This is a genomic window from Novosphingobium cyanobacteriorum (assembly GCF_029436685.1).
GTDB lineage: Bacteria > Pseudomonadota > Alphaproteobacteria > Sphingomonadales > Sphingomonadaceae > Novosphingobium > Novosphingobium cyanobacteriorum.
In genome coordinates this window covers 243,724-265,548 of record NZ_JAROCY010000005.1, presented here as the reverse complement: position 1 = coordinate 265,548, position 21,825 = coordinate 243,724, and the positions used below count along the sequence as shown (strand labels likewise).

The window sequence follows — 21,825 nt, the reverse complement described above, 5'->3', positions numbered from 1 at the left end:
GGCCCTCCACCAAGGATGTTGCGGCGCAGCATGAATTGCCGCAAGCATGCGGGCCATGATAAAGGCCGGCCTGCACCACCTCACCCGCTACACCTACAGCAAGCCCGTGGTCCTCGGGCCGCAGGTCATCCGGCTGCGGCCTGCGCCGCACAGCCGCACCGCGGTGCCCAACTATTCGCTGACAATCAGCCCGGCCAACCACTTCATCAACTGGCAGCAGGATCCGCACGGCAACTGGCTGGCGCGGCTGGTCTTTCCCGAACCCGTCGATCACTTCTCGATAGAGGTGGACCTGCTGGCCGAACTGGCGGTGATCAATCCGTTCGATTTCTTCGTCGAGGAGTATGCCGAGGAATATCCTTTCGCCTATGCCCCGGCGCTGAAGGAAGACCTGGCCGCCTATTTCGACTGCGAGCCGCAAGGGCCACTGTTCGAGGACCTGCTGGCGCTCTTCACCGGGCACCAGGGCCGCACCATCGATTTCCTCGTGGCGATCAACCAGGCGGTGAACAAGGCGGTCGGCTATGTCATCCGCATGGAGCCGGGGGTGCAAAGCCCTGAGGAAACGCTGCAGATCGGCAGCGGGTCATGCCGCGATTCCGCCTGGCTGCTGGTGCAGCTGCTGCGCCGGCTCGGCTTCGCCGCACGCTTCGTCTCGGGCTATTCGATCCAGCTGACGCCCGATGTCGCCGCAGTTGATGGCCCGCGCGGGGTGGAACAGGACGTGTGCGACCTCCACGCCTGGACCGAGGTGTTCGTGCCCGGCGCGGGCTGGATCGGGCTTGATGCGACCTGGGGCCTCTTCGCGGGCGAAGGGCACATCCCGCTCTGCGCCACGCCGCACTATCGCTCCGCCGCGCCGATCGAAGGCGTGGTTATGGAGCCGGTCCATTCGAACTTCCAGTTTGCCATGGACGTATCCCGCATTGCCGAGGCGGTGCGCATCACAAAGCCGTTCACCGATACGCGCTGGGACGCCGTGCTGGCGCTGGGCAACAGGGTTGACGAGGATCTTGCCGCGCAGGACATGCGCCTGACCATCGGCGGCGAGCCGACGTTCGTCGCCGATGGCGATTTCGAAGCGCCTGAATGGAACAGTGCCGCCGTCGGCCCGACCAAGGCCGCCTATGCCGACCGGCTGATCCGCAAGCTGCGCGATCGCTTCGCACCGGGATCGCTGCTGCACCACGGGCAGGGCAAGTGGTATCCGGGGGAAAGCCTGCCGCGCTGGGGCTATTCGATCTACTGGCGCAAGGATGGCGTGCCAGTGTGGCGCGATGCCACGCTGATCGCGGGCGATCGCCTGCCCGACGAAGAACCGGCACGGACGCTGGACGCCCAGGATGCCGCCACGTTCCTGCACGAAACCGCGCTGAACCTGGGGGTCGAAACCACGTTCATCCAGCCGGTCTTCGAAGACGCGGTCGACTGGATCGTGCGCGAGGCGCAGCTGCCCGACAATACCCCACCGACTGACCCGAAGCTTGAGAACCCGGAAGAGCGCGATCGCTTCATGCGCACGTTCCAGCGCGGGCTGACGAAGCCGGTCGGCCATGTCCTGCCGATCCAGCGCTGGTGGCAATCTTCCGCCGCGCAGCCGCCGCGCAAGTGGAAAAGCGAACACTGGCGCGTGCGGCGCGGCGCCCTGTTCGCCGTGCCGGGAGATTCGGCGCTGGGCTATCGCCTGCCGCTTGGTTCGCTGCCCTTCGTGCCGCCATTGGATTATCCCTATATCCACCCGCGGGACGCGGCCGAGCCGCGCGAGCCTTTGGGTGACCAGCGCGCACAGGTGATCGCGCGCGGCGCACAGGCGCGCGAGGAAGCCGTCACCGCGCAGCGGTCGGTCCCCGTGGAAAGCACCGGCATGGCCCAGCAGGAGCGCGTGGAGCAGGTGGCGATCGAAGGCGCGGTGCGCACCGCCATCACCATCGAACCACGCGGCGATCACCTCTGCGTGTTCATCCCGCCGGTCGAATCGCTCGACGACTATCTCGACCTGATCGCCAGCATTGAAGCGGTGGCGGAGCAGACCCGCCTGCCGGTGCGCATCGAAGGCTATCCCCCGCCGCCCGATCCGCGGCTGACCGTGCTCAAGGTCACGCCCGATCCCGGCGTGATCGAGGTGAACATTCAGCCCGCCGCCAGCTGGCGCGAGGCGGTCGAGATCACCGAGACGCTGTATGAATGCGCGCGAGAGGTGGGGCTGACCGCGGACAAGTTCATGGTCGATGGCCGCGCCACCGGCACTGGCGGCGGCAACCACATCGTGCTGGGTGGGCCCAGCCTGCTCGATTCGCCCTTCATCCGTCGGCCAGACCTGCTGAAAAGCTTCGTCACCTACTGGCAGCGCCATCCCTCGCTCAGCTACCTCTTTTCCGGCATGTTCATCGGCCCGACCTGCCAGGCCCCCCGGATTGACGAAGCGCGGCACGACGGGCTTTACGAGCTGGAGATCGCGCTGGCGCAGGTTCCGGGGCCGCCGGGTCAAGGGGGGGAACCGCAGCCACCAGCCTGGGTTGTCGACCGATTGTTCCGCAACCTGCTGGTGGATGTGACGGGGAATACCCACCGTACCGAAATCTGCATCGACAAGATGTTCAGTCCCGATGGCCCCACGGGGCGGCTCGGGCTGGTGGAGTTCCGCGGCTTCGAGATGCCACCCGATCCGAAGATGAGCCTGGTCCAGCAACTGCTGCTCCGCGCGCTGGCGGCATGGTTCTGGCGCGAGCCGGTGCAAGGCCCGCTGGTGCGCTGGGGCACGCAGCTGCACGATCGCTTCATGCTGCCGCATTGCGTGTGGAGCGACTTCATGGACGTGCTGGCCGACCTGCGCGGCGCAGGGTACGACTTCGATCCGGTGTGGTTCGAGGCGCAGCGCCAGTTCCGCTTCCCGGTCCACGGCAGCATCGAGGGCGGCGGCGTGACGCTGGAGGTCTCGCACGCGCTGGAGCCGTGGAACGTGCTGGGCGAGACCGGGGCGATCGGCGGCACGGTGCGCTATGTCGACAGCTCCACCGAGCGGCTGCAGGTGCGTGTGATGGGCGTGGTGCCGGGCCGCCACGTGATCGCCTGCAACGGGCGGCGCATTCCGCTCACCCCCACCGGCGTTCCGGGCGAAGCGGTGGGCGGCGTGCGCTACAAGGCGTGGCTGGCCGCCAACTGCATGCATCCGCAGCTTGCGCCCCATGCGCCGCTCACCTTTGACATCCTCGATTCGTGGAACGGGCGTTCGCTCGGCGGGTGTGTCTATCATGTGGCGCATCCGGGCGGACGGAACTACGATACGGTACCGGTGAACGACTATGAGGCCGAGGCGCGGCGCAAGGCGCGCTTCCAGGACCATGGCCATTCGCCGGGGCGGCAGGCCATGCCGCCTGAGGAGAGGCCGCTGGAGTTCCCGATGACGCTTGACCTGCGCCGCCCGGCCGCGCTGCACTGACCGCGCCCGTGGCCAGCACCGCCGCTCCGCCCACGATGCCCGCCGCCGCGCGGCTGCAGGACTACCCGGTCGATGTGACCGCGGGAGACCTGTTCCGCCACGCCCCGCCCGATCTTGCCGCACGCTGGCTGGCCATGGCCGACGGCCTCGCCGCACTGCGCGAAGAGGCCGGCGTGCCGGTGCAGGAAGTGGTCGCGCGCCAGATCCAGGAACTCGGCCTTTCATTCCGCATGGCGGGCGACGATGATGAACGCCCCTGGCCGCTTTCGCCCATGCCGCTGATCGTCGGCGCGCAGGAATGGGCCACGGTGGAACAGGGGCTGGTCCAGCGGGCGCGGCTGCTCGAACGGGTCATCGCCGATATCTATGGGCCGCAGCGGCTCGTCAGTGAAGGGCACCTGCCCGCCGCGCTGGTGGCCGGCAGCCGCTACTTCGCGCGCAACACCGTGGGGGTGCGGCCGCGCGGGGGGCATTACCTGAACGTGGTGGCCGTCGATCTGGCGCGCGGCCCGCGCGGCCAATGGCGCGTGCTGGGTGATCGGCTGCGGCTGGTCAACGGCATCGGCTATGCCCTCGAAAACCGCCTCGCCCTTTCGCGCAGCACCGGCAACCTGCTGGGCGATGTGCACGCGCGGCGGCTGGCCCGCTTCTTTGCAGACTTGCGCAGCGGCATCGCCCGCTCCTGCACGCGCGAGAACCCGCGCATCGCGCTGCTCACGCCGGGGCGGCTCAACCAGTCCTATCCCGAACAGGCCCACCTCGCCCGCTACCTCGGCTTCCCCCTGGTGGAAGGCCGCGATTGCGCGGTCATCGATGGCCGCCTCTACATCCGCACCATCGCCGGCCCCAAGCGCATAGACGCCCTTTGGCGCTGGATAGACACCAACGCCCTTGATCCCCTGGCGTTTGATGCGCGGAGTGAGATCGGGGTGCCGGATCTTTACGAAGTTTGCGCAAGTGGCGGCTTGGAACTTTGCAACTGGCCGGGCGCCGAGGTTCTGGAAGCCCCTGCTTTTGCAGCCTTTTTGCCGCGGCTGAGCCAGATCCTGGCCGGCGAGGCGCCGATCCTGCCGAACATCGCCACGTGGTGGTGCGGACAGGCGCGCGAGGCCGATATCGTCAAGGCGCGGCTGGACGAGATGGTGGTGACATCGGCGTTCGGCGCTGCGGTGGACGGCCTGCCCCCTGGAACGTCCGTGCCCGGCGCCGGCCTGAGCGGTGCGCAGCGCGAAGCGCTGATCGATGCGCTGCAGCGCCGGCCGATGGATTACTGCGGACAGGAGATCGTGCAGCTTTCCACCACGCCCGCGCTGATCGACGAACGCTTCGTGCCGCGCGCCTTCACCGTGCGCGCCTTCGTGGCAAGGGGCCCGGATGGCGAATGGACGGTAATGCCCGGCGGCTTTGCCCGCCTTTCCGCCGATGGCGCTGTGCAGACCATGCTGATGGGCGAGGGCGACCTTTCCGCCGACGTCTGCGTGGTGGATACCACGCCTGCGCGCACCGGCCGCGCCGTGGCGACAATGCTGGACCAGACGCCCAAGGTGCGCCGCGGAGGCGGCATCCTGGCGAGCCAGGCGGCGGACAACCTGTTCTGGTTCGCCCGCTATGTCGAACGTGCGGAGCTGACCGTGCGGGTGATCCGCGCGATCTTGGGCAGCAGCATCGAAGTGGACGCCGCGGGCGGCAGCAATCCCGAGGTGATCGCCCGGATGATGGCGCTACTGGCGGAATGGCACGCGATCGACGAAAGGCAGGCCGCCGGCCCGGTGCCCGAGGCCTGCCGCGCCGCGTTGGGCGATGCGGAACTGCCCGGCGCGGTGGCCGCCATCCTGGCGCAGATACGCGCCACCGGGCTGACCCTGCGCGACCGGCTGACATCGGATTTCTGGCGCATCGCCGGACGGCCGATGCCCGCGATGAATTCGCACCGCCCGGCCACGCTGCTGCGCGTGGCGCACGAGCTGGTGGAGCGGCTGGCTGCGCTGTCCGGCCTGCTGGCGGAAAACTTCGTGCGCGGTCCGGCATGGCACTTCCTTGACCTGGGTCGCCGGGTGGAGCGCGCACAGGGCATCTGCGCCATGGCGCGGGTGCTGGCCGGGCCGGATGGCGAGGGCGACGAGCAGGCCGACGCGCTGGGCGCATTGCTGGACCTTTCGGACTGCCAGATCACCTATCGCGCGCGATACCTTGCCGGGCCGCGCCGGCTGCCGGTGCTGGACCTGCTGCTGCTGGACCCGGACAACCCGCGCAGCCTGGCCTATCAGGTGAACGCCGCCGCCGGGCACATCGCCAGCCTGCCCAGCCTGACCGAGGACATGCTGCCCGAAGTGCCGCTGCTGGCGGCGCGGGCGATTGCCGGCACATTGCAATCGAACACGATCGAGCTGTTCGGCACGGATCTGCTGGTGCAGACAGAGGCGCAGCTGCTGGCGCTGTCCGACACGATATCGGCGCGCTATTTCCTGCAGTTCGAAAAGACCGCAGGCGGAGGAGCGGGGCTGCTGGCATGATCTACGAAGTGCGCCATGTGACCACGGTGAACTATGCATCGCCGGTGCAGCTGGCGCGGTTCAACCTGCGGCTGACGCCCGCGCCCTGGCCTGGGCAGGTGCTGCACGAACACGCGCTGATGATCGACCCGATGCCTTCGGCGATGGAGGAGGACGAAGGGCCCTTCGTGGTCCACCGCGCGCGCATCGCCATGCGCGAGCCGCTGGGCCATATCGAGATCGAGAGCCATTTCCGCATGGAAGTGAGCGAGCCATCGTTCGACCTGGACATGGCGGTGGCACCCACCGTGGCCCAGGTGCGCGAGGCGGCGGCCGCGCACCGCGACCTGTGCGCGATGGGCCCGGCGAGCTATCTCTACCCCTCGCCCATGGCGCCGCTTTCCCCGGCGATCACGCAATGGGCCGCGCCGATGCTGCAACCGGGGGCATCGATCCTCGACGCCGGGCGCGCGCTGATGCACGCGATCCATGCCGAGTTCACCTATGACGGGGCGGCGACCACGGCGGACACCCCGCCGGACGAGGCTTTCGAGGCGCGGCACGGGGTATGCCAGGACTTTGCCCACGTGATGATCGTGGCGGCGCGGGGCCATGGCATTCCCGCCTCCTATATCAGCGGATACCTGCGCACCCTGCCCCCGCCTGGCCAGCCCCGGCTGGTGGGCGCCGACGCCACCCACGCCTGGGCCGCCCTGTGGTGCGGCGAGGACCTGGGCTGGGTGGGCTTCGACCCCACCAACGACTGCCTGGTGAAGACCGACCACATCTTCACCGCCATGGGCCGCGACTATGCCGACGTGGCCCCGATGGACGGCGTGTTCCGCGGAGGGGCGGGGCAGACGATGACGGTTTCGGTGGATGTGGAGCCGGTGGGGTAGGGGTGAGATAGGTGTGACGCCCCGAAATTAGAAATTTCGTGATGGTAGGTGGGTCAGAGGGGCTTACAGGTCACCCCAGATGATCCCACCGGGACACAGAAAATGGTGACCCCGTCGAACCGCTCGTAGCTGTACGAGCCCGGTGTTAGGTTGGACATGGCCGCATTGCCTTGCTGTAGCAGAGCATTGCCTTATTGTAACTGGGATTGGAATTGGGCGTTGGCTTGGTTGAGCGCCTGACTTAGCTGGGCGTAGTCTGCCTGCTGCTTAGCGCGAAAGGCAGCGAGCTCCCCTTGGCTCATCGGCGTATAATTGCCCGTAAAATTCCTCCGCCCGTCGTAGCATTCCATATGCCCGTCTGGGTACGGCTTGCCCTTTTTACATTGAGATAGCGGCACGTTATAGGTCAACATGCCGAAGGTGGTTAGGGGTGCTCCACAGCCTGCAAGCCCAACCGCTAGAGCACAGATAATCAAACTCCTCATGGTCTAGGTCCCTGGTTCTTTTCAGATTCTCCAGCGTGTATAGGCAGGTGGTGGGATTCAGGAAGGGGGTATTGAGTAGAATACCGGGGCATCTTGGGGACCGGGGGATATTCCAGGAACAGGAATTCCGGGGGACAGGGAATTCGGGGGACAGTATACTGATTTCCACCACCTGCTCATGATGAGATGTTGGCGCTGTAGCCTGCGGGGCTGCTGTCGTGCATCAAGGCAAGCGTGGAGACCCCACCCCAACCCCTCCCCGCCGGGGAGGGGCTTTCTGGTGCTGGGGCTGAGGTTGCGCTGTCATGGTTCGACAGGGTCACCATGAGCGTTTTTGGGTTTGCGTGGGGCCGGTGGGTCCGGGGCAAGGGGTTGAATAATCGCCAACTTTCGTCACCCCGGTCTTTGAGCGGCGGTTTCGCTTTTTCTGCTGCGGCGGTGCTTCGGCAAGTGGAAGCGGGATCCCGGATCAGGTCCGGGATGACAGGTGGAGAGTGGTTCGCGCAGAGGCGCGGAGTAGCACGGGGGACAGGGACATTCTCTCTGTGACCTCTGCGGGCTCTGCGCGAAATATTCCTGAAAAGCCCACAGGTGCGGGGTGGCGAGGCTGGCGCTGAGGAGTGGGGCTGCTGTTGGGTGCAAACGGCAGCGTGGAGCCCCCACCCGAACCCCTCCCCGCCGGGGAGGGGCCTTCTCTGGTGCTGGGGACGGGGTTGCGCTGTGGTGGTTCGACAGGCTCATCATGATCCGTTTTGGGTTTGCGCGGGGCTGGTGGGTTGCGGCCAAGGGATTGAATAGCCGCCCGCTTTCATCACCCCGGTCTCCGCAACAGGGCAATGATCGTCGGCAATGGCGAAGGGCAGGCGCAAGGCCCCTCCACCACGCGCTTTGCGCGCGGTACCCCTCCCCGTTTGTGCCCGCGGCAAAAACAGGGAGGACCGGATCGCCACGCAGACAGACCCATGGGCAAGTAACGGGTTGGCAAGGTGAATTTGGGATTACTTGTCATATCGGACCGACGCAGTCCGGTGGTTTCGTCTGCTTTGCGGTCATTTTGTCCGCTAAGCGTCTTGGGGTAACAGGGTTGGTCCACTACGATGACCTGCAGCCTGGGCGGCCAGACCCGGTGAGTCCGGCGGTGACTCAGACCGGCGCGAACATGCGTGCGGCGCCGCGGTTTACCCTGTTGATCCGCGTGGCCAAGCTGACGCTGGACGATGTGGAAGTGCTGTGCATCCTGCGCGATGCATCGGCCACCGGGGCCAAGGTGCGCCTGTTTGCGCCGCTGCCTGCGCACCGCAGGCTGGTGCTGGAACTGGCCAATGGGGAGCGGTTCGCGGCGAAAGTGGTGTGGCAGGCGGGTGACAACGCCGGGCTGCAGTTCGACGAGCCGGTGGCGGTGGAGCGGCTGATCGACGAGGTGGGCACGGGTTCGGGCCGGCGGCAGGTGCGGCTGCGCGTGAACCTGGAAGGCGTGCTGCATTCGGGCGGCGAGGCGGTGCCGGTGCGGTTCCACGATCTTTCGCAGCAGGGCGCGCATATCAGCGGCGAGAAGTGGCTGCTGGTGAACGAACTGGTGCGGGTGGAGACGCCGGGCGGGCCCCAGGGTGGCGCTCAAGGGGGCAGCCGGGCGATCTATGCCAAGGTGCGCTGGCGCAATCACCCCAATTATGGGCTGGTGTTCGAGCAGACGTTCCGCCTGGAAGAGCTGGCGCGGTTCGTGGCGGCCTTGCAGGAGCCGGAGGACAAGGCCGGCAAGGCCGCGCCGATGGGCAAGGCCGGCTGAACTGCGCGCTTTACCCGCCTTTGCCGGGCGATCTTTTTCGCGAAGCCGCAGCGCGGCGTTAACCTTCCCTTATCCATTTTCCTTCATCCCCGGATCACCAAGTAACCGCTGTGACGGGGCATCTGATGGTTGACGGGTTTGGGGCAGCGCAGGCGGAAAGCCGCGAGTACGATGTGGACGTGGCGATCATCGGTGCGGGGCCTGCCGGCCTGACCGCCGGTTACCTGCTTTCCAAGCAGGGGCTGAAGGTGGCGATCATCGAGAAGGACACCCGCTATGTCGGCGGGATCAGCCGCACGGTGGAGCACGAAGGCTATCGCTTCGACATCGGCGGGCACCGCTTCTTTTCCAAGAGTCAGCAGGTGGTGGACCTGTGGAACGAGATCCTGCCCGACGATTTCATCCAGCGGCCGCGGATGAGCCGGATCTATTACGAGGGCCGGTTCTATTCCTATCCGCTGCGCGCGTTCGAGGCGCTGCGCAACCTGGGAATCTGGCGTTCGACCACCTGCATGGCGAGCTATGGCCTGGCCAAGCTGTTTCCCATCCGCGAGGTGAAGAGCTTCGAGGACTGGACCAGCAACCAGTTCGGCAAGAAGCTCTATTCGATCTTCTTCAAGACCTATACCGAGAAGGTGTGGGGCATGCCCTGCAACGAGATGAGCGCGGACTGGGCGGCGCAGCGCATCAAGGGCCTTTCGCTGGGCGCGGCGGTGCTGGACGGGCTGAAGCGCTCGCTGGGGCTGAACAAGCGCCCGAACGACGGCATGGCGACCAAGACGCTATTGGAAACCTTCCGCTATCCGCGGCAGGGGCCGGGCATGATGTGGGAAGCGGCGCGCGACAAGGTGATCGCAGCGGGCAGCCACGTGCTGATGGGCCATGCGATGAAGCAGCTGGCCAGCGACGGCCAGGGCGGCTGGCGCCTTTCCGCCACGCGCGCCGATGATGGCGGCGAGACGATGATCCGCGCCCGCCACGCCATCAGCAGCGCGCCGATGCGCGAACTGGCGGCGCGGCTGCACCCCCTGCCGCAGACGACGCTGGAGGCGAGCCGGCTGAAGTATCGCGACTTCCTGACCGTGGCGCTGAAGATCCGCAGCGAGGACCTGTTTCCCGACAACTGGATCTACATTCACGACAGCAAGGTGAAGGTGGGCCGCATCCAGAACTTCCGTTCGTGGTCGCCCGAGATGGTGCCCGACGAGAGCGTGGCCTGCGTAGGGCTGGAATACTTCTGCTTCGAGGGCGACGACCTCTGGGCATCGACCGACGAGGGCCTGATCGAGCTGGCCAAGAAGGAAATGGCGATCCTGGGCCTGGTGAACCCCGACGACGTGATCGGTGGCGCGGTGGTGCGGCAGGAAAAGGCCTATCCGGTCTATGACGACGAATACGCGGCCAACGTGGCGGCGATGCGCGGCGAGCTGGAGGAGCGCTTCCCCACGCTGCACATGGTCGGCCGCAACGGCATGCACCGCTACAACAACCAGGACCACGCGATGATGACCGCCATGCTGACGGTGGAGAACATCCTGGCGGGCGAGCGCGTCTACGACATCTGGTGCGTGAACGAGGACGCCGAGTATCACGAGGCGGGCGACGAGGGCGCGCAGAAGGCGATCCCGACGCGGCCCGGCCATCGCGAGCCGACGCCGGACCAGGCTGCTGCACTCGCCAGTGTGCGGGACGTGCCGGGCAAGGTTTCCGCCAGCGGTCGCAAGGCCGCCTGAGCACGCATGCAAAAGGGCGCGGCTGCAGATGATGACCGCGCCCGCCCTTCCCTGCGAAAACCGGAACTCCCGCGATGACCGAACTGGTCCTGCCGATGCTTGATCGCCTGCGCCAGGTGACGCTGGTGCGCTATATCCTGGCCAGCGTGGGCGCGCTGGCGGTGGACATGGGCGCTTTCCTCGCGCTGCTGGCGGCGGGCATGCCGGCAATGGCGGCCTCCGCCATCGGCTACAGTTGCGGCATCGTGGCGCACTGGCTGCTTTCGAGCCGCAAGGTCTTTGCCGACCAGGTGGCGACACGCGGCGCGGCGCGGACGCGGCAGAAGGCGATGTTCGTGATTTCCGCGCTGATCGGGCTGGGGCTGACCACCGCGATCGTGGGCGCGGCGACGCTGGCCGGGGTGGACCCGCGCGTGGCCAAGCTGGTGGCGATCGTGGCGAGCTTCGTCGCGACCTGGCTGCTGCGCAAGCGTGTGGTGTTTCGCTGATGGCCAGCTTGGCGCGCCCGACGATGAGCATGGCGCTCGTCCCCGTGTCCGGCGAACGGCCGGCCTATGCCTTGCGCGTGCTGCTGGTGTGGCTTGTGCTGGCGGTGATCCTGATCGCGGTGAACTGGTCCAGCATCGCCAAGGTGCGCTTTGGCGATCCCGACGATGCGCTGCGCCTGCTGCAGGTGCGCGACCTGCTGGCCGGGCAATCGTGGTTCGACGTGCACCAGTACCGCGTTATGGCGCCGCAGGGCGTGCCGATGCACTGGTCGCGGCTGGTGGATATTCCGCTCGCCGGGATGATCCTGATCCTGCGCCCGCTGCTGGGCACGGCCAATGCCGAATTCGTGACGGTGGTGATGGTGCCGCTGCTGACGCTGCTGTGCGCGCTGATGCTGGTGGGTCGACTGGCTGCAAAGCTGTTCGACAGCGAGACGGTGGGCGTGGCCTGCCTTGTCACCGGCATCGCCAGCCCGCTGCTGTTCCAGATGACGCCGTTGCGCATCGACCACCACGGCTGGCAGATCGTGCTGGCGCTGGCCGCGCTGAACGGGCTGTGCGCGCAAGACCCGCGCAAGGGTGGCTTGGCCATCGGCGCTTCGCTGGCGGCCTTGCTGGCCATCTCCATCGAAGGGCTGCCGCTGACGGCGGTGTTCCTGGGTGCCTGCGTGTTGCGTGACCTGCGCGATCCGCAGCGCCGTTTCGCATGGTTCACCGCTGCGGCAACGCCGCTGGCGCTGGCCGGTGCGGCGATCTACCTGGGCACGCGTGGGACATACGACCTGGCGACGCATTGCGATGCGATTTCGCCGGTGCATCTTGGCATATTCGCGTGGATCGCGGCGGGCGCGTGGGCGCTGCGCCTGGCCGGGCCGCGGCCCATCGCGGTGCAGCTGGGGATGCTTGCCCTGATCGGCGCGGGTGCGGCGGCGATCATGCTGGGTGGCGCGCCACAGTGCAAGGGCGGCGCCTTCGTGGCGCTGGACCCGCTGGTGCGCCGGATGTGGTATGCCGGGGTTTCCGAAGGGCTGCCGTTCTGGCGATCACCCATCGCTTATGCCGCGACCACGGTATGTGTGCCGATGATCGGCCTGCTCGCCGCGCTGGACCACGCGCGCCGCGCGCCGACCCGCGAACGGATGTGGCTGTGGCTGGACTATGCCGTGGTGCTGGCGGGAAGCTGGGCAATCGGGCTGCTGGTGGCCCGCGCCACCGCCAGCGCCTGCGGCTTTGCCGCGCTGCCCACGGCGGCGCTGGTGCTGCGCTGGATCAGGGGCCTGCGCACCGAGATCCGCCCGGCCCGGCGCGTGGGCGGATACCTGGCGATCGTTCTGGCGCTGATGCCATCGCTGCCGGTGGTGGCTTGGGGCCGCATCCATCCGGCATCGAGCAACCGCATCGGCGTGGCGATGAAGTTCAGCCAGTGCCGTTATGACATCGCGGCCAATGCGCTGAACCGCCTGCCCGCCACCGATATCTTCGCCCCGCTGGACATTGGGCCCGACCTGCTGGTGCGCACGCCGCACCGCGTGATCGCCACCGGCCACCACCGCGCCAGCGCGGGAATGCACGACGTGATCGCCGCGTTCATCGGCACGCCGCAGGAAGCCCTGCCGATCATCCGCGCCCACCACGCCACGCTGATCGCCCTGTGCCCGGACATCGCCGAGCCCGGCATCTACGCCAGACGCGCGCCGCAAGGGCTGATGGCGCAGCTGATGGAGGGCAAGGCGCCGGCATGGGCCAAACAGGTGGAACTGGCGCCGGGATCGCACATGAAGTTCTGGCGGGTTCAGTGATCTTCAGCGGGTGCGGATGCACCTGCAGGGAAGGCAGCCCGAAACGCTCATTCTGAGCTATGGCTTGTGGACCTTCACCAGCGCTCCGACCTTTGGCCAGCTCGTGTCAAAGGTACGCCGATCATGAAACGACGCTCAGATCTGCGTCGACCAATTGGCGATATCATCGCGCAGTACGGCAACGGCTGAAGTGGTACGAGGCCGGTAATCGAGGGTAACCTGTCCTTCAATCGTCGCCGACCTATGTGCTGCTGAACACTTCAGCCATGGGCGATCCGAGCGGCAAGATCGCAATGCTGCCACCATTGCGAGGCCGAAGGCAGGAGCGGACAGAGCCAATGAGCTTTCAGCACAACGTACCGACCTTTCGGGTGCTAGCCGGCGGGGATCGAACCCGCACTTAACTCAGTATCGAACGTGCACTGCGCATAGACAAACCGGGCCGGGTCTTGCGACCCGGCCCGGCGTGTTTTCTGTCGTCTGGTCCGAACGGATCAGAAGTGCATGGTGGCGCTCATGAAGAAGCGACGACCAAGCACGTCATACAGGGTCGGGAACGTGTTGGTCTGTTCGCCGTTGCCGCCGTTCTGCGTCGAGGCAGCAAGCGGGGGTTCCTTGTCGAACAGGTTGGTCACGCCACCGCGCAGGGTGAAGTGTTCGTTGACTTCGAAAGCCAGAGCCAGATCAAAGTAGCTGACGGCGTCGAAGTTCTCAGAGGCGTAATCGCTGTTTGGATCATCATCGTAAGCGCTGCCGATGTAGCGCCAGGAGAACTGCGCATCGAACGGACCGACGCTGAGGCCGGTCGTCGCCATGTGGCGCCACTTCGGCGTGGGCACGCCGCAGTTTGCACCGAATGAGCCAGCGCACTTATAGACCAGGTCGAGCCCGACGACCGGGGTGAAATCGTTGCGGATCAGGCGCGTACCGTCAAACGACAGCGAAACCTTGGCCGGGCTTCCCATCAGGGTCCCGATATCCGTACGATAGTTCATGCTGATGTCGACGCCCGAGGTCTTGAGACCGCCGGAGTTGACATAACCGTCACGGAAGGTGTCGATTTCACCCACCGAGTTACGGGCGATGACATCGCAATAGGCCTGGTTGAAGCGATCGAAGCACAGGGTGCCGATCGCATCGGTGCCTACGCCAGCCGTGATATAGTTGTCGATCTTGATGTTGTAGTAATCGACCGTGGCGGTGAAGCCGGGCAGGAAGGTTGGCGTGAGGACGGCGCCGAGGGTGTAGGTCTTGGCGGTCTCTTCACGCAGGCCGGAGTTGCCGCCAATGAACGTCAACGGATTGACGATATTGGGATCCTGGATGATCGGGTTGCCGATCAGGCTGGTCGGCGCGCCCGCAGCGTTGAACTGTGCGGTGCAGATCTGGTTCAGCGTACCGGAAAGGGCAGCCGCCGTGCCGCACTTGTCGGCATTGCCGTTGAACGACACGGTGTTGCCCAGATAGAGTTCGTTGACGCTGGGGCCACGAACCGCTTTCTGGTACTGGCCGCGGAAGGTGATGTCCGGAGTGGGCGCCAGTTCGAGGCCTGCCGACCAGGTGAACACATCGCCCGGCGCATTCGAATACTTCGAGTAGCGAGCCGCGCCGTTCAGATCGAGCCTGTGGATGAAGGAATCACGCAGGATCGGCACGCGAAGTTCGCCGAAGAACTCCTTCACGTTGTAGCTGCCGCCGGTTGCCTGACCGGGGTTGAAACCGGCCACGTTGCCCGATGCCAGGTAGGTATCCGGTTCAACCGATCCCGATTCCTTGCGGTATTCGGCACCAAGAGCGAGGCCGACACCACCTGCGCCCAGATCGAACAGATTGGGGTTGGTGACCGCGAACGAGGCGACCTGAGTGTTGTAGGTTTCGATATTGGTTGCCGAAACACCAAGATACTTTACGGCTTCGGGGCTCAGGTTGTTTGCGCCGAAGATGTTGGCCGGAGCGCAGCCCGCCGCGCGCGCGGTAGGATCGGCGCAGACGAGCTGACCGCCGACGACGGCATTGGTGGTGGCGGCGAGGAACCGGTCGATCGCCACGTTGCCCTGCTGACGCTGCGTGTTCTTGGTACGAGCATACATGTAGTAGCCATCATACGAGAACCCGGCACCGATATCGCCCTTCATGCCGACGACGAAGCGATAGGCGCTGCGATCGTCCTTGTTGAGGCGGCCGCCCAACTGCGTTGTGCGATAGTTGAAGTTGGACTGGACGTAGCCGTCACCATCGGTATCCAGCGTGCCGAGGGCCGTGCGGAATTCCGGGGTGAAGAATGGCGAGTTCACGAACAGGTTGATCTTGCCGATTACGCCATCGCCATAGGGCGTGCCGTTGCTGATCGGCGTGGGGGCGAGCAGCGCGCTTACGCGGTTGTTGACGAACTGTGCCTCGATGTAAGGCTTGAAGTTGTCGTTGATTTCGTAGTGCGCCATGCCGGCGACCACGAAGCGCTTCTGCGGCACCTGCAGGTAGTTGATCGGCGCATAGTTGTACGCGTCAGCGGTCGAATCGTAGCAGCTGTTCACGCCACCGGCGAAATCTTGGATGTCGCATCCAAGGCCAGTTGCGGCGCCAATGCCGGGCAGGTTGATACGACCCTGCGGCACCGAGCCCGATCCGCCGAAACTGAAGGTGCCATCACCGTTGTCAACCAGCGCATTCTTGGCGAAACCGCGCGCAGCAGCGAACACCGCCTTACGCTCGGTGTAGCCGACGAACATCGTGGCGTTGCCGCGGCCGTCTTCGAAGTTGCCGCCAACGACGCCGTTGATGTCGAAGATCGCCCCGTCGCCACGACCGGTCAGGTCATAGCTGCTGTTCACGGTGATGCCCGAGAAGTTGCGCTTCAGGCTGAAGTTGACGACACCGGCAATGGCGTCGGAACCGTAGACCGCCGACTGGCCGCCGGTGACCACGTCGACGCGCTCGATCAGGGCCGACGGAATGGTGTTGAGGTCGACCACCTGGTTGACGTCGTACGACATGTAGCGACGACCGTCGACGAGGACGAGGGTGCGCTGGTCACCCAGGTTGCGCAGGTTGACCGTGGCGACACCGCCGCCCGGGTTGTTGGACGCGCCGCTGGTGGTCGGCGTGACTTGCGGCAGGTCGTTCAGCACGTTTTCGATGTTCGCCGAGCCGCCCTTGAGCGCGATGTCGGACGCACCGACAACATTCAGCGGGCTCGTGCTCGTGAGATCGGGCCGCGCGATACGCGAACCGGTGACGACGATGACCTCGTCGCCCGAGGCAGCAGCGCCGGCCTGCGGCGCTGCTTCCTGCGCGAATGCCGGCCCGGCCAGCAGTGCAACGCCGAGTGCGGCAGGCGCAGCGCCGGTCTTCAGCATGGAAAAGATTTTCATGAGTATCCAGCCCCTACAAGGATGGCGGGCGATGGACCGCCAGCCAGTTCACAGGAACCGGAAAGGCGCGGCACGGCGCGCCGCTCGACCTCTCCGGATTGGACACCGGTGGCCCAGAGAGGTTGCCGATGTAAAGAACAGTGGTGTCAGATGCGACCAGTTCCGTAGGCAATGTAACTATTATGCCACAGTTAACTTGTTACGGATCAGGCGCCGGAGTCGCTGCGATTCAAGGGTTTGGTGCGGCGCGTAACGCATGTGCGGCATTTTCGATACGTCGGCCCTGCCCTTTGGTGTAGGATTATTGCGCAATACCCACCTGTCAGAGAAACAGTTCCGGATCGAGCCGTTTGCCCTGCCAGGTGAGGCCCCAGTGCAGGTGCGGGCCGGTGGCGCGGCCGGTGCTGCCGATGCGGGCGATCTCTTGCCCCTGCACCACGCGGTCTCCCACTTTCACCTTGAGCACCGAGGCGTGGAGGAAGGCGCTGTTGAGGCCCATGCCGTGATCGAGAATCACGAGATGGCCTTCGAGCGTGAAGGGCGTTTCCGCCGCGAGGACGACGACGCCATCGGCGGGCGCAAGGATCGGTGCGCCTGCGCCGCCGGCAATATCCGTGCCCGAATGGTAGGCGCCGGGTTGGCCCTGGTAGATGCGCTGCGAACCGAAATGGCCGGATATGCGACCGGCGGCGGGCTTGAGCATGGCCTGACGCCAGCCCTGCGCATCGGTGGCCTGCGCGCGGGCAGCCTTGATCTGCGCGAGTTCTCCGGCACGGATGCGCTGGAATTCGGCATCGGGCAGGCCTGGCGGGCGCAGCGCGACGTTGACGTTCTGGATGGCCCAGGCGCGCGGGGCGACGGCAATGGGCTGAACCAGATCAGGCAGGCCGGACCGCTGCGCCACCAGGGTGGCCTGTGGCGCGGCATCGCGATCAAAGGCGATCAGGAACGCACCGTCCGCTGCGAGCGGCACGGGCTTGCCATCAAGCAGCAGGGCAGTGGTTCCGGCCGGGGCCTGCCCACGCATCCAGCCACCCTGGATGGCCTTGCCCCTGAGCGCAATCAAGGGCGCCGGTTGTGCTGCCGCAATGCCTGCCGCAACGGCCATCAGCACGGCGCAGGCAAGGCGCAGGCTCACGCCGGTTCGAGCAGCCGCTTCGTGGCAATTTCCGGCGTGGCGTAGGCTTCCTGCCGCACGGGGCACCAGTAGCGCAGCATGTCGAGCGGGATCTGCTGCCCGCTGACCGCGCAGACGACATGGTCGCCCGCCGAAAGCTGGCGGAAGGTGCCGGGCAGGTAGTGCAGCCGCGCGGCGCGGTTCTGGGCGTTCATCAGCATGGGGACAATGTAGGGCTGGCGGCGCGTTAAAGCAATTTCGGTTGCGCATCGCCCGGTGCGCTCTGGCGCGGTTTTGGCGCAGGGCGGGGCGGGGTGGGCGCAGGGAGGGTGGCGGCGGGTGTGCCAATGGACACGTCCAGCCGCCCGTCGGCGAATTCCAGAGTCAGCCGGTGGCGCGTTTCAGCCTCCGCCAGCGTGCGCACGACGTGACCGTCCGGGCCGGTGACCAGCACGTATCCGCGCTGCAACGGGGCCTTGGGATCAAGCGAGCAGCGCAGGCGATCGAGCGTTTCGATCCGGCTGCGGGCGTTGGCGATGCGTTGCAGCAGCAAGTCAGGTCGCAGGCGCTGCGCGGCCAGGCGTTCGCGTTCACGCCGCACGCGGTTTGCCAGCAGCGCCGGGCGAAGTGCCCCAGCATGGCGGGCGAGCACCGCGCCGGCGAGTTCGGTGCGGTGGCCGAGCGCTCGGCGCAGGCGGTCTCCCAGATCGTCGAGCCGCTGCGTCTGGCCCTGCAGCAGGGTTTGCGGCTGCGGCAGGCGCCGGGCGCGCAGATCCAGCCGTTCGCGCGCCTGGCCGAACAGGCGGACTAGCGCGCGCTTTTTCCGCGCATCGTAATCGGAGAGGGCGGCGGCGAGTTCACCCAGCACCGGCACTGCGATTTCCGCCGCGGCCGTGGGCGTGGGGGCGCGCAGGTCTGCCGCGAAATCGCACAGGGTGGTGTCGGTTTCATGGCCCACGGCGCTGATCACGGGGATCGAGCATTCCGCCACGGCGCGGACGACCTCTTCCTCGTTGAAGCTCCACAGGTCCTCGACCGAGCCGCCGCCGCGCGCGACGATGACGAGATCGGGGCGGGGCACCGGGCCGCCGGGGGGCAGGGCGGAAAAGCCGCGCACCGCCGCCGCCACCTGCGCCGCCGCGCCCTGACCCTGGACCAGCACCGGCCAGACCACCACGTGGCTGGGAAAGCGATCGCGCAACCGGTGCAGGATATCGCGGATCACCGCACCGGTGGGCGAGGTGACAACGCCGATCACGCGCGGCAGGAAGGGCAGAGGCCGCTTGCGCGAGGGCGCGAACAGGCCCTCTGCCTCGAGCCGGGCCTTCGTTTTTGCCAGCAGCGCGAGCAGCGCGCCTTCGCCCGCCACTTCCATGCGATCGACCACGATCTGGTAGTTCGAGCGGCCGGGATAGGTGGTGAGCTTGCCGGTGGCGATCACCTCCACCCCGTCCTCCACGCGGAAGGCCAGCCGCTGCGCATTGCCGCGCCACATCACGCCATCGAGCCGCGCGTTCTCGTCCTTCAGGCACAGGTAGAGATGGCCTGAAGCGGCGCGCTTCACCCCGGAAAGCTCGCCGCGCACGCGCACGAAGCCGAAGCGATCCTCCACCGTGCGCTTGAGCAGCGCGGAAATGTCGGAGATCGACAGCGCCGGGGCGTTGTCGCCCGCGCTTTCCCTCGCTAACAGCCCGCCTTTGTCTTCGTAATCGTGCCCATGGTCGGGCGGGGAAGGGACGTTCATGAATATCCTGCTGATCGGGTCGGGCGGGCGCGAGCATGCGCTGGCGTGGAAACTGGCCCAATCGCCCCGCACCGGCAAGCTCTATGCCGCACCGGGCAACCCGGGGATAGCCCGCCAAGCCGAATGCGTGACGCTGGACGTGACCGACCACGCCGCCGTGGTTGCCTTTTGCGAGGGGCGCCAGATCGGGCTGGTGGTGATCGGGCCGGAAGCGCCGCTGGTGGATGGCCTGGCCGATTCGCTGCGGGCCGCCGCCTTTGCCGTGTTCGGCCCGAGCCGACTGGCGGCGCAGCTGGAAGGATCGAAGGGCTTTACCAAGGACTTGTGCGCGCGGGCGGACATCCCCACGGCGGGCTATGTCCGGACGAAATCGCTGGATGAGGCAATGGCCGCGCTGGAGCAGTTCGGCGCGCCGGTGGTGATCAAGGCCGACGGCCTTGCCGCGGGCAAGGGTGTGGTCGTGGCGATGACCATGGACGAGGCTCGCGCCGCGGTGGCCGACATGTTCGACGGCGCCTTTGGCGGCGCGGGCGCGGAAGTGGTGGTGGAGGAGTTCCTCGAGGGCGAGGAGGCGAGCTTCTTCGCGCTGACCGACGGATCGACCATCGTGCCGATCGGATCGGCGCAGGACCACAAGCGCGTGGGCGATGGCGACACCGGGCCCAACACCGGCGGCATGGGCGCCTACAGCCCGGCGCGCGTGCTGACCCCGGAGCTTGAGGCCGAGACCATCGCCCGGATCATCGCGCCGACGGTGAAGACCATGGCGGACGAAGGCATGCCCTATTCGGGCGTGCTCTATGCCGGGCTGATGCTGACGGCGCAGGGGCCGAAGCTGATCGAATACAACGCGCGCTTCGGCGATCCCGAATGCCAGGTGCTGATGATGCGGCTGGAGAGCGACCTGGTGGAGTTGCTGCTTGCCTGCGCCGAAAACCGGCTGGGTGCGATCACCCCGCCGCAGTTCTCCCCCGATCCGGCGCTGACCGTGGTCATGGCGGCGGCGGGATACCCCGGAACGCCGGACAAGGGCGGGCGGATCGATGGCATTCCGACGGCGGAAGCGGGCGGGGCCAAGGTGTTTCACGCCGGCACCGCGCTGGGCACGGACGGGGTGCTGAGGGCGAATGGCGGGCGCGTGCTGAACGTGACCGCGCGCGGCGCCACGGTGCTGGCCGCGCGCGATGCGACCTATGCCGCGGTGGACGCAATCACCGCGCCCACCCTGTTCTGCCGCCGCGACATCGGCGCGAAGGAAATCGCGCGCGAAGTTGCCAAGGCGGGTTGAAGGGCGGAGCAAGGTTCAGGCGTCATTGCGGCAATCCAGGGCGGTTTGCGCCAACTCTGGATTGCTTCGCTACGCTCGCAATGACGAAGCTTTGGTTGGTGACCTGACGGTCAGCCCAGAACCGGCGCGACCAGCTTGGCGAGGTCCGCCTCCGGCCGCGCGCCGTAGTGGGAGATGATCTCGGCCGCGCAGACCGCGCCGAGCTTCAGGCTGGTTTCCAGCGACAGGCCGCGCACATGGCCGAACAGGAACCCTGCAGCGAAGAGATCGCCCGCGCCGGTGGTATCGACCACCTGCGCCACGGGTTCTGCCGGCACGGAGACATGTGTGCCGCCCTGATAGGCATGGGCGCCGTTCTCGCTGCGGGTGACGACGACAGTCGGCACCTTGCCGCCAAGGTGGCGGATACCTTCATCGAAATCCTCGATGCCGGTCAGCGCGGCAAGCTCGTGTTCGTTGGCGAAGAGGATGTCGATCTGCCCGGCATCGATCAGCGCGCGGAAATCATCGCCGTGACGGGCGATGACGAAGCCGTCGGACAGGGTGAAGGCGACCTTGCGCCCCGCGGCGCGGGCGGCGGCGATGGCGCGGCGCATGGCCTGGCGCGGCTCTTCCGGATCCCACAGGTATCCTTCGAGATAGAGCACCGCGGCAGAGGCGACGGTCGCGTCGTCCAGCGCGGCGGCGGGCAGGAACTGCGAAGCACCAAGGTAGGTATTCATCGTGCGCTGCCCGTCGGGCGTGACGAAGATGAGGCAGCGCGCGGTAGCGAGATCCCCGCCCCGCGCGGGCGTTTCAAAGGCGATGCCGCCGGCGCGGATGTCGTGGGCAAAGACTTCACCCAGCTGGTCATCGGCCACCTGCCCGACGAAGGCGCATGTCGCGCCCAGTGCAGCCAGGCCCGCCAGCGTGTTGGCCGCCGAGCCGCCCGAGAGTTCGCGCGCCGGGCCCATCGCGTCATAGAGTTCGTGCGCGCGGGCCGTATCGATCAGCGTCATGCCGCCCTTGGCCATGCCCAGCCGGTCGATTTCGGCATCCGCGGCGGGGGCGATCACGTCGACGATGGCGTTGCCGATCGCGAGGACTTCATAGATCGGCGGGTTGGACTGGGTCACGCGCGTGGTCTCCTGCAGGAACGCCCCGCCGCCTAGACGCAGCGCCCCATCGCCGCAAGCGCGGTTGCA

Annotated in this window: 14 protein-coding genes; 8 read left to right on the top strand and 6 right to left on the bottom strand. The window is 66.7% G+C overall.

Features of this window, described 5'->3' with window-relative positions; all coding sequences use genetic code 11:
- The first annotated feature begins 55 nt into the window (after positions 1-55).
- Genes POM99_RS07520 through POM99_RS07510 form a run of 3 tightly spaced genes read left to right on the top strand, consistent with a single transcriptional unit; the run spans position 56 to position 6,830 of the window.
- Entirely contained in the window at positions 56-3,439 is a 3,384-nt protein-coding gene (locus POM99_RS07520) for a transglutaminase family protein (protein ID WP_277276416.1), read from the top strand.
- Between the two features lie 35 nt (positions 3,440-3,474).
- Positions 3,475-5,952, top strand: coding sequence for a circularly permuted type 2 ATP-grasp protein (locus POM99_RS07515; protein ID WP_279644525.1), 2,478 nt, complete (start codon positions 3,475-3,477; stop codon positions 5,950-5,952).
- Entirely contained in the window at positions 5,949-6,830 is an 882-nt protein-coding gene (locus POM99_RS07510) for a transglutaminase family protein (RefSeq protein WP_277276323.1), read from the top strand. Before POM99_RS07515 ends, POM99_RS07510 begins: the two co-directional genes overlap by 4 nt.
- A 191-nt stretch (positions 6,831-7,021) precedes the next feature.
- On the opposite strand, the gene POM99_RS07505 is transcribed toward POM99_RS07510, so the two are convergent.
- Positions 7,022-7,243, bottom strand: a complete 222-nt coding sequence (locus POM99_RS07505; RefSeq protein WP_277276321.1) for a hypothetical protein — start codon at positions 7,241-7,243, stop codon at positions 7,022-7,024.
- 1,210 nt (positions 7,244-8,453) lie between these two features.
- Here POM99_RS07505 and POM99_RS07500 point away from each other — a divergent pair.
- The 4 genes from POM99_RS07500 (at position 8,454) to POM99_RS07485 (ending at position 13,121) form a co-directional block, all read left to right on the top strand.
- Positions 8,454-9,101 carry a PilZ domain-containing protein gene (locus POM99_RS07500; protein WP_277276318.1) on the top strand — a complete coding sequence of 216 codons (648 nt, stop codon included), beginning with the start codon at positions 8,454-8,456 and terminating at the stop codon, positions 9,099-9,101.
- Positions 9,102-9,226: 125 nt separating this feature from the next.
- On the top strand, positions 9,227-10,834 hold the full coding sequence (locus tag POM99_RS07495) for an NAD(P)/FAD-dependent oxidoreductase (protein ID WP_277276316.1): 1,608 nt from the start codon (positions 9,227-9,229) through the stop codon (positions 10,832-10,834).
- A gap of 74 nt (positions 10,835-10,908) precedes the next feature.
- Positions 10,909-11,322: a GtrA family protein gene (locus POM99_RS07490; RefSeq protein WP_277276314.1), complete on the top strand. Its 414-nt coding sequence runs from the start codon at positions 10,909-10,911 to the stop codon at positions 11,320-11,322.
- Positions 11,322-13,121: a hypothetical protein gene (locus POM99_RS07485; protein WP_277276312.1), complete on the top strand. Its 1,800-nt coding sequence runs from the start codon at positions 11,322-11,324 to the stop codon at positions 13,119-13,121. Before POM99_RS07490 ends, POM99_RS07485 begins: the two co-directional genes overlap by 1 nt.
- A gap of 494 nt (positions 13,122-13,615) precedes the next feature.
- Here the strand turns inward: POM99_RS07485 and POM99_RS07480 are convergent, their stop codons facing one another.
- From POM99_RS07480 to xseA, 4 genes are all read right to left on the bottom strand, one after another.
- Positions 13,616-16,492 carry a TonB-dependent receptor domain-containing protein gene (locus POM99_RS07480; RefSeq protein ID WP_277276310.1) on the bottom strand — a complete coding sequence of 959 codons (2,877 nt, stop codon included), beginning with the start codon at positions 16,490-16,492 and terminating at the stop codon, positions 13,616-13,618.
- A gap of 322 nt (positions 16,493-16,814) precedes the next feature.
- Complete coding sequence (locus tag POM99_RS07475) at positions 16,815-17,624, bottom strand: M23 family metallopeptidase (protein ID WP_438822994.1); 810 nt, start codon at positions 17,622-17,624, stop codon at positions 16,815-16,817.
- Positions 17,625-17,626: 2 nt separating this feature from the next.
- Positions 17,627-17,830 carry a DUF2093 domain-containing protein gene (locus POM99_RS07470; protein ID WP_277276308.1) on the bottom strand — a complete coding sequence of 68 codons (204 nt, stop codon included), beginning with the start codon at positions 17,828-17,830 and terminating at the stop codon, positions 17,627-17,629.
- Positions 17,831-17,856: 26 nt separating this feature from the next.
- Complete coding sequence (gene xseA, locus POM99_RS07465) at positions 17,857-19,353, bottom strand: exodeoxyribonuclease VII large subunit (protein ID WP_277276306.1); 1,497 nt, start codon at positions 19,351-19,353, stop codon at positions 17,857-17,859.
- On the opposite strand from xseA, the gene purD reads away from it, so the two are divergent.
- Positions 19,352-20,641 (top strand): phosphoribosylamine--glycine ligase, encoded by a 1,290-nt coding sequence (gene purD, locus POM99_RS07460; RefSeq protein ID WP_277276305.1) that lies wholly within the window; start codon positions 19,352-19,354, stop codon positions 20,639-20,641. The two genes, xseA and purD, sit on opposite strands and share 2 nt — an antisense overlap.
- Positions 20,642-20,751: 110 nt before the next feature.
- Here purD and POM99_RS07455 read toward each other — a convergent pair whose 3' ends face one another.
- Positions 20,752-21,756, bottom strand: coding sequence for an adenosine kinase (locus tag POM99_RS07455; protein ID WP_277276303.1), 1,005 nt, complete (start codon positions 21,754-21,756; stop codon positions 20,752-20,754).
- Positions 21,757-21,825: the final 69 nt, after the last annotated feature.

Excerpts from the sequence above, each read along its gene's own strand:
- POM99_RS07520 (WP_277276416.1), top strand. The coding sequence starts at position 56 with ATGATAAAGGCCGGCCTGCACCACCTCACCCGCTACACCTACAGCAAG.
- POM99_RS07515 (WP_279644525.1), top strand. The coding sequence starts at position 3,475 with ATGCCCGCCGCCGCGCGGCTGCAGGACTACCCGGTCGATGTGACCGCG.
- POM99_RS07510 (WP_277276323.1), top strand. The coding sequence starts at position 5,949 with ATGATCTACGAAGTGCGCCATGTGACCACGGTGAACTATGCATCGCCG.
- POM99_RS07505 (WP_277276321.1), bottom strand. The coding sequence starts at position 7,243 with ATGTTGACCTATAACGTGCCGCTATCTCAATGTAAAAAGGGCAAGCCG.
- POM99_RS07495 (WP_277276316.1), top strand. The coding sequence starts at position 9,227 with ATGGTTGACGGGTTTGGGGCAGCGCAGGCGGAAAGCCGCGAGTACGAT.
- POM99_RS07490 (WP_277276314.1), top strand. The coding sequence starts at position 10,909 with ATGACCGAACTGGTCCTGCCGATGCTTGATCGCCTGCGCCAGGTGACG.
- POM99_RS07485 (WP_277276312.1), top strand. The coding sequence starts at position 11,322 with ATGGCCAGCTTGGCGCGCCCGACGATGAGCATGGCGCTCGTCCCCGTG.
- POM99_RS07480 (WP_277276310.1), bottom strand. The coding sequence starts at position 16,492 with ATGAAAATCTTTTCCATGCTGAAGACCGGCGCTGCGCCTGCCGCACTC.
- POM99_RS07470 (WP_277276308.1), bottom strand. The coding sequence starts at position 17,830 with ATGCTGATGAACGCCCAGAACCGCGCCGCGCGGCTGCACTACCTGCCC.
- purD (WP_277276305.1), top strand. The coding sequence starts at position 19,352 with ATGAATATCCTGCTGATCGGGTCGGGCGGGCGCGAGCATGCGCTGGCG.
- xseA (WP_277276306.1), bottom strand. The coding sequence starts at position 19,353 with ATGAACGTCCCTTCCCCGCCCGACCATGGGCACGATTACGAAGACAAA.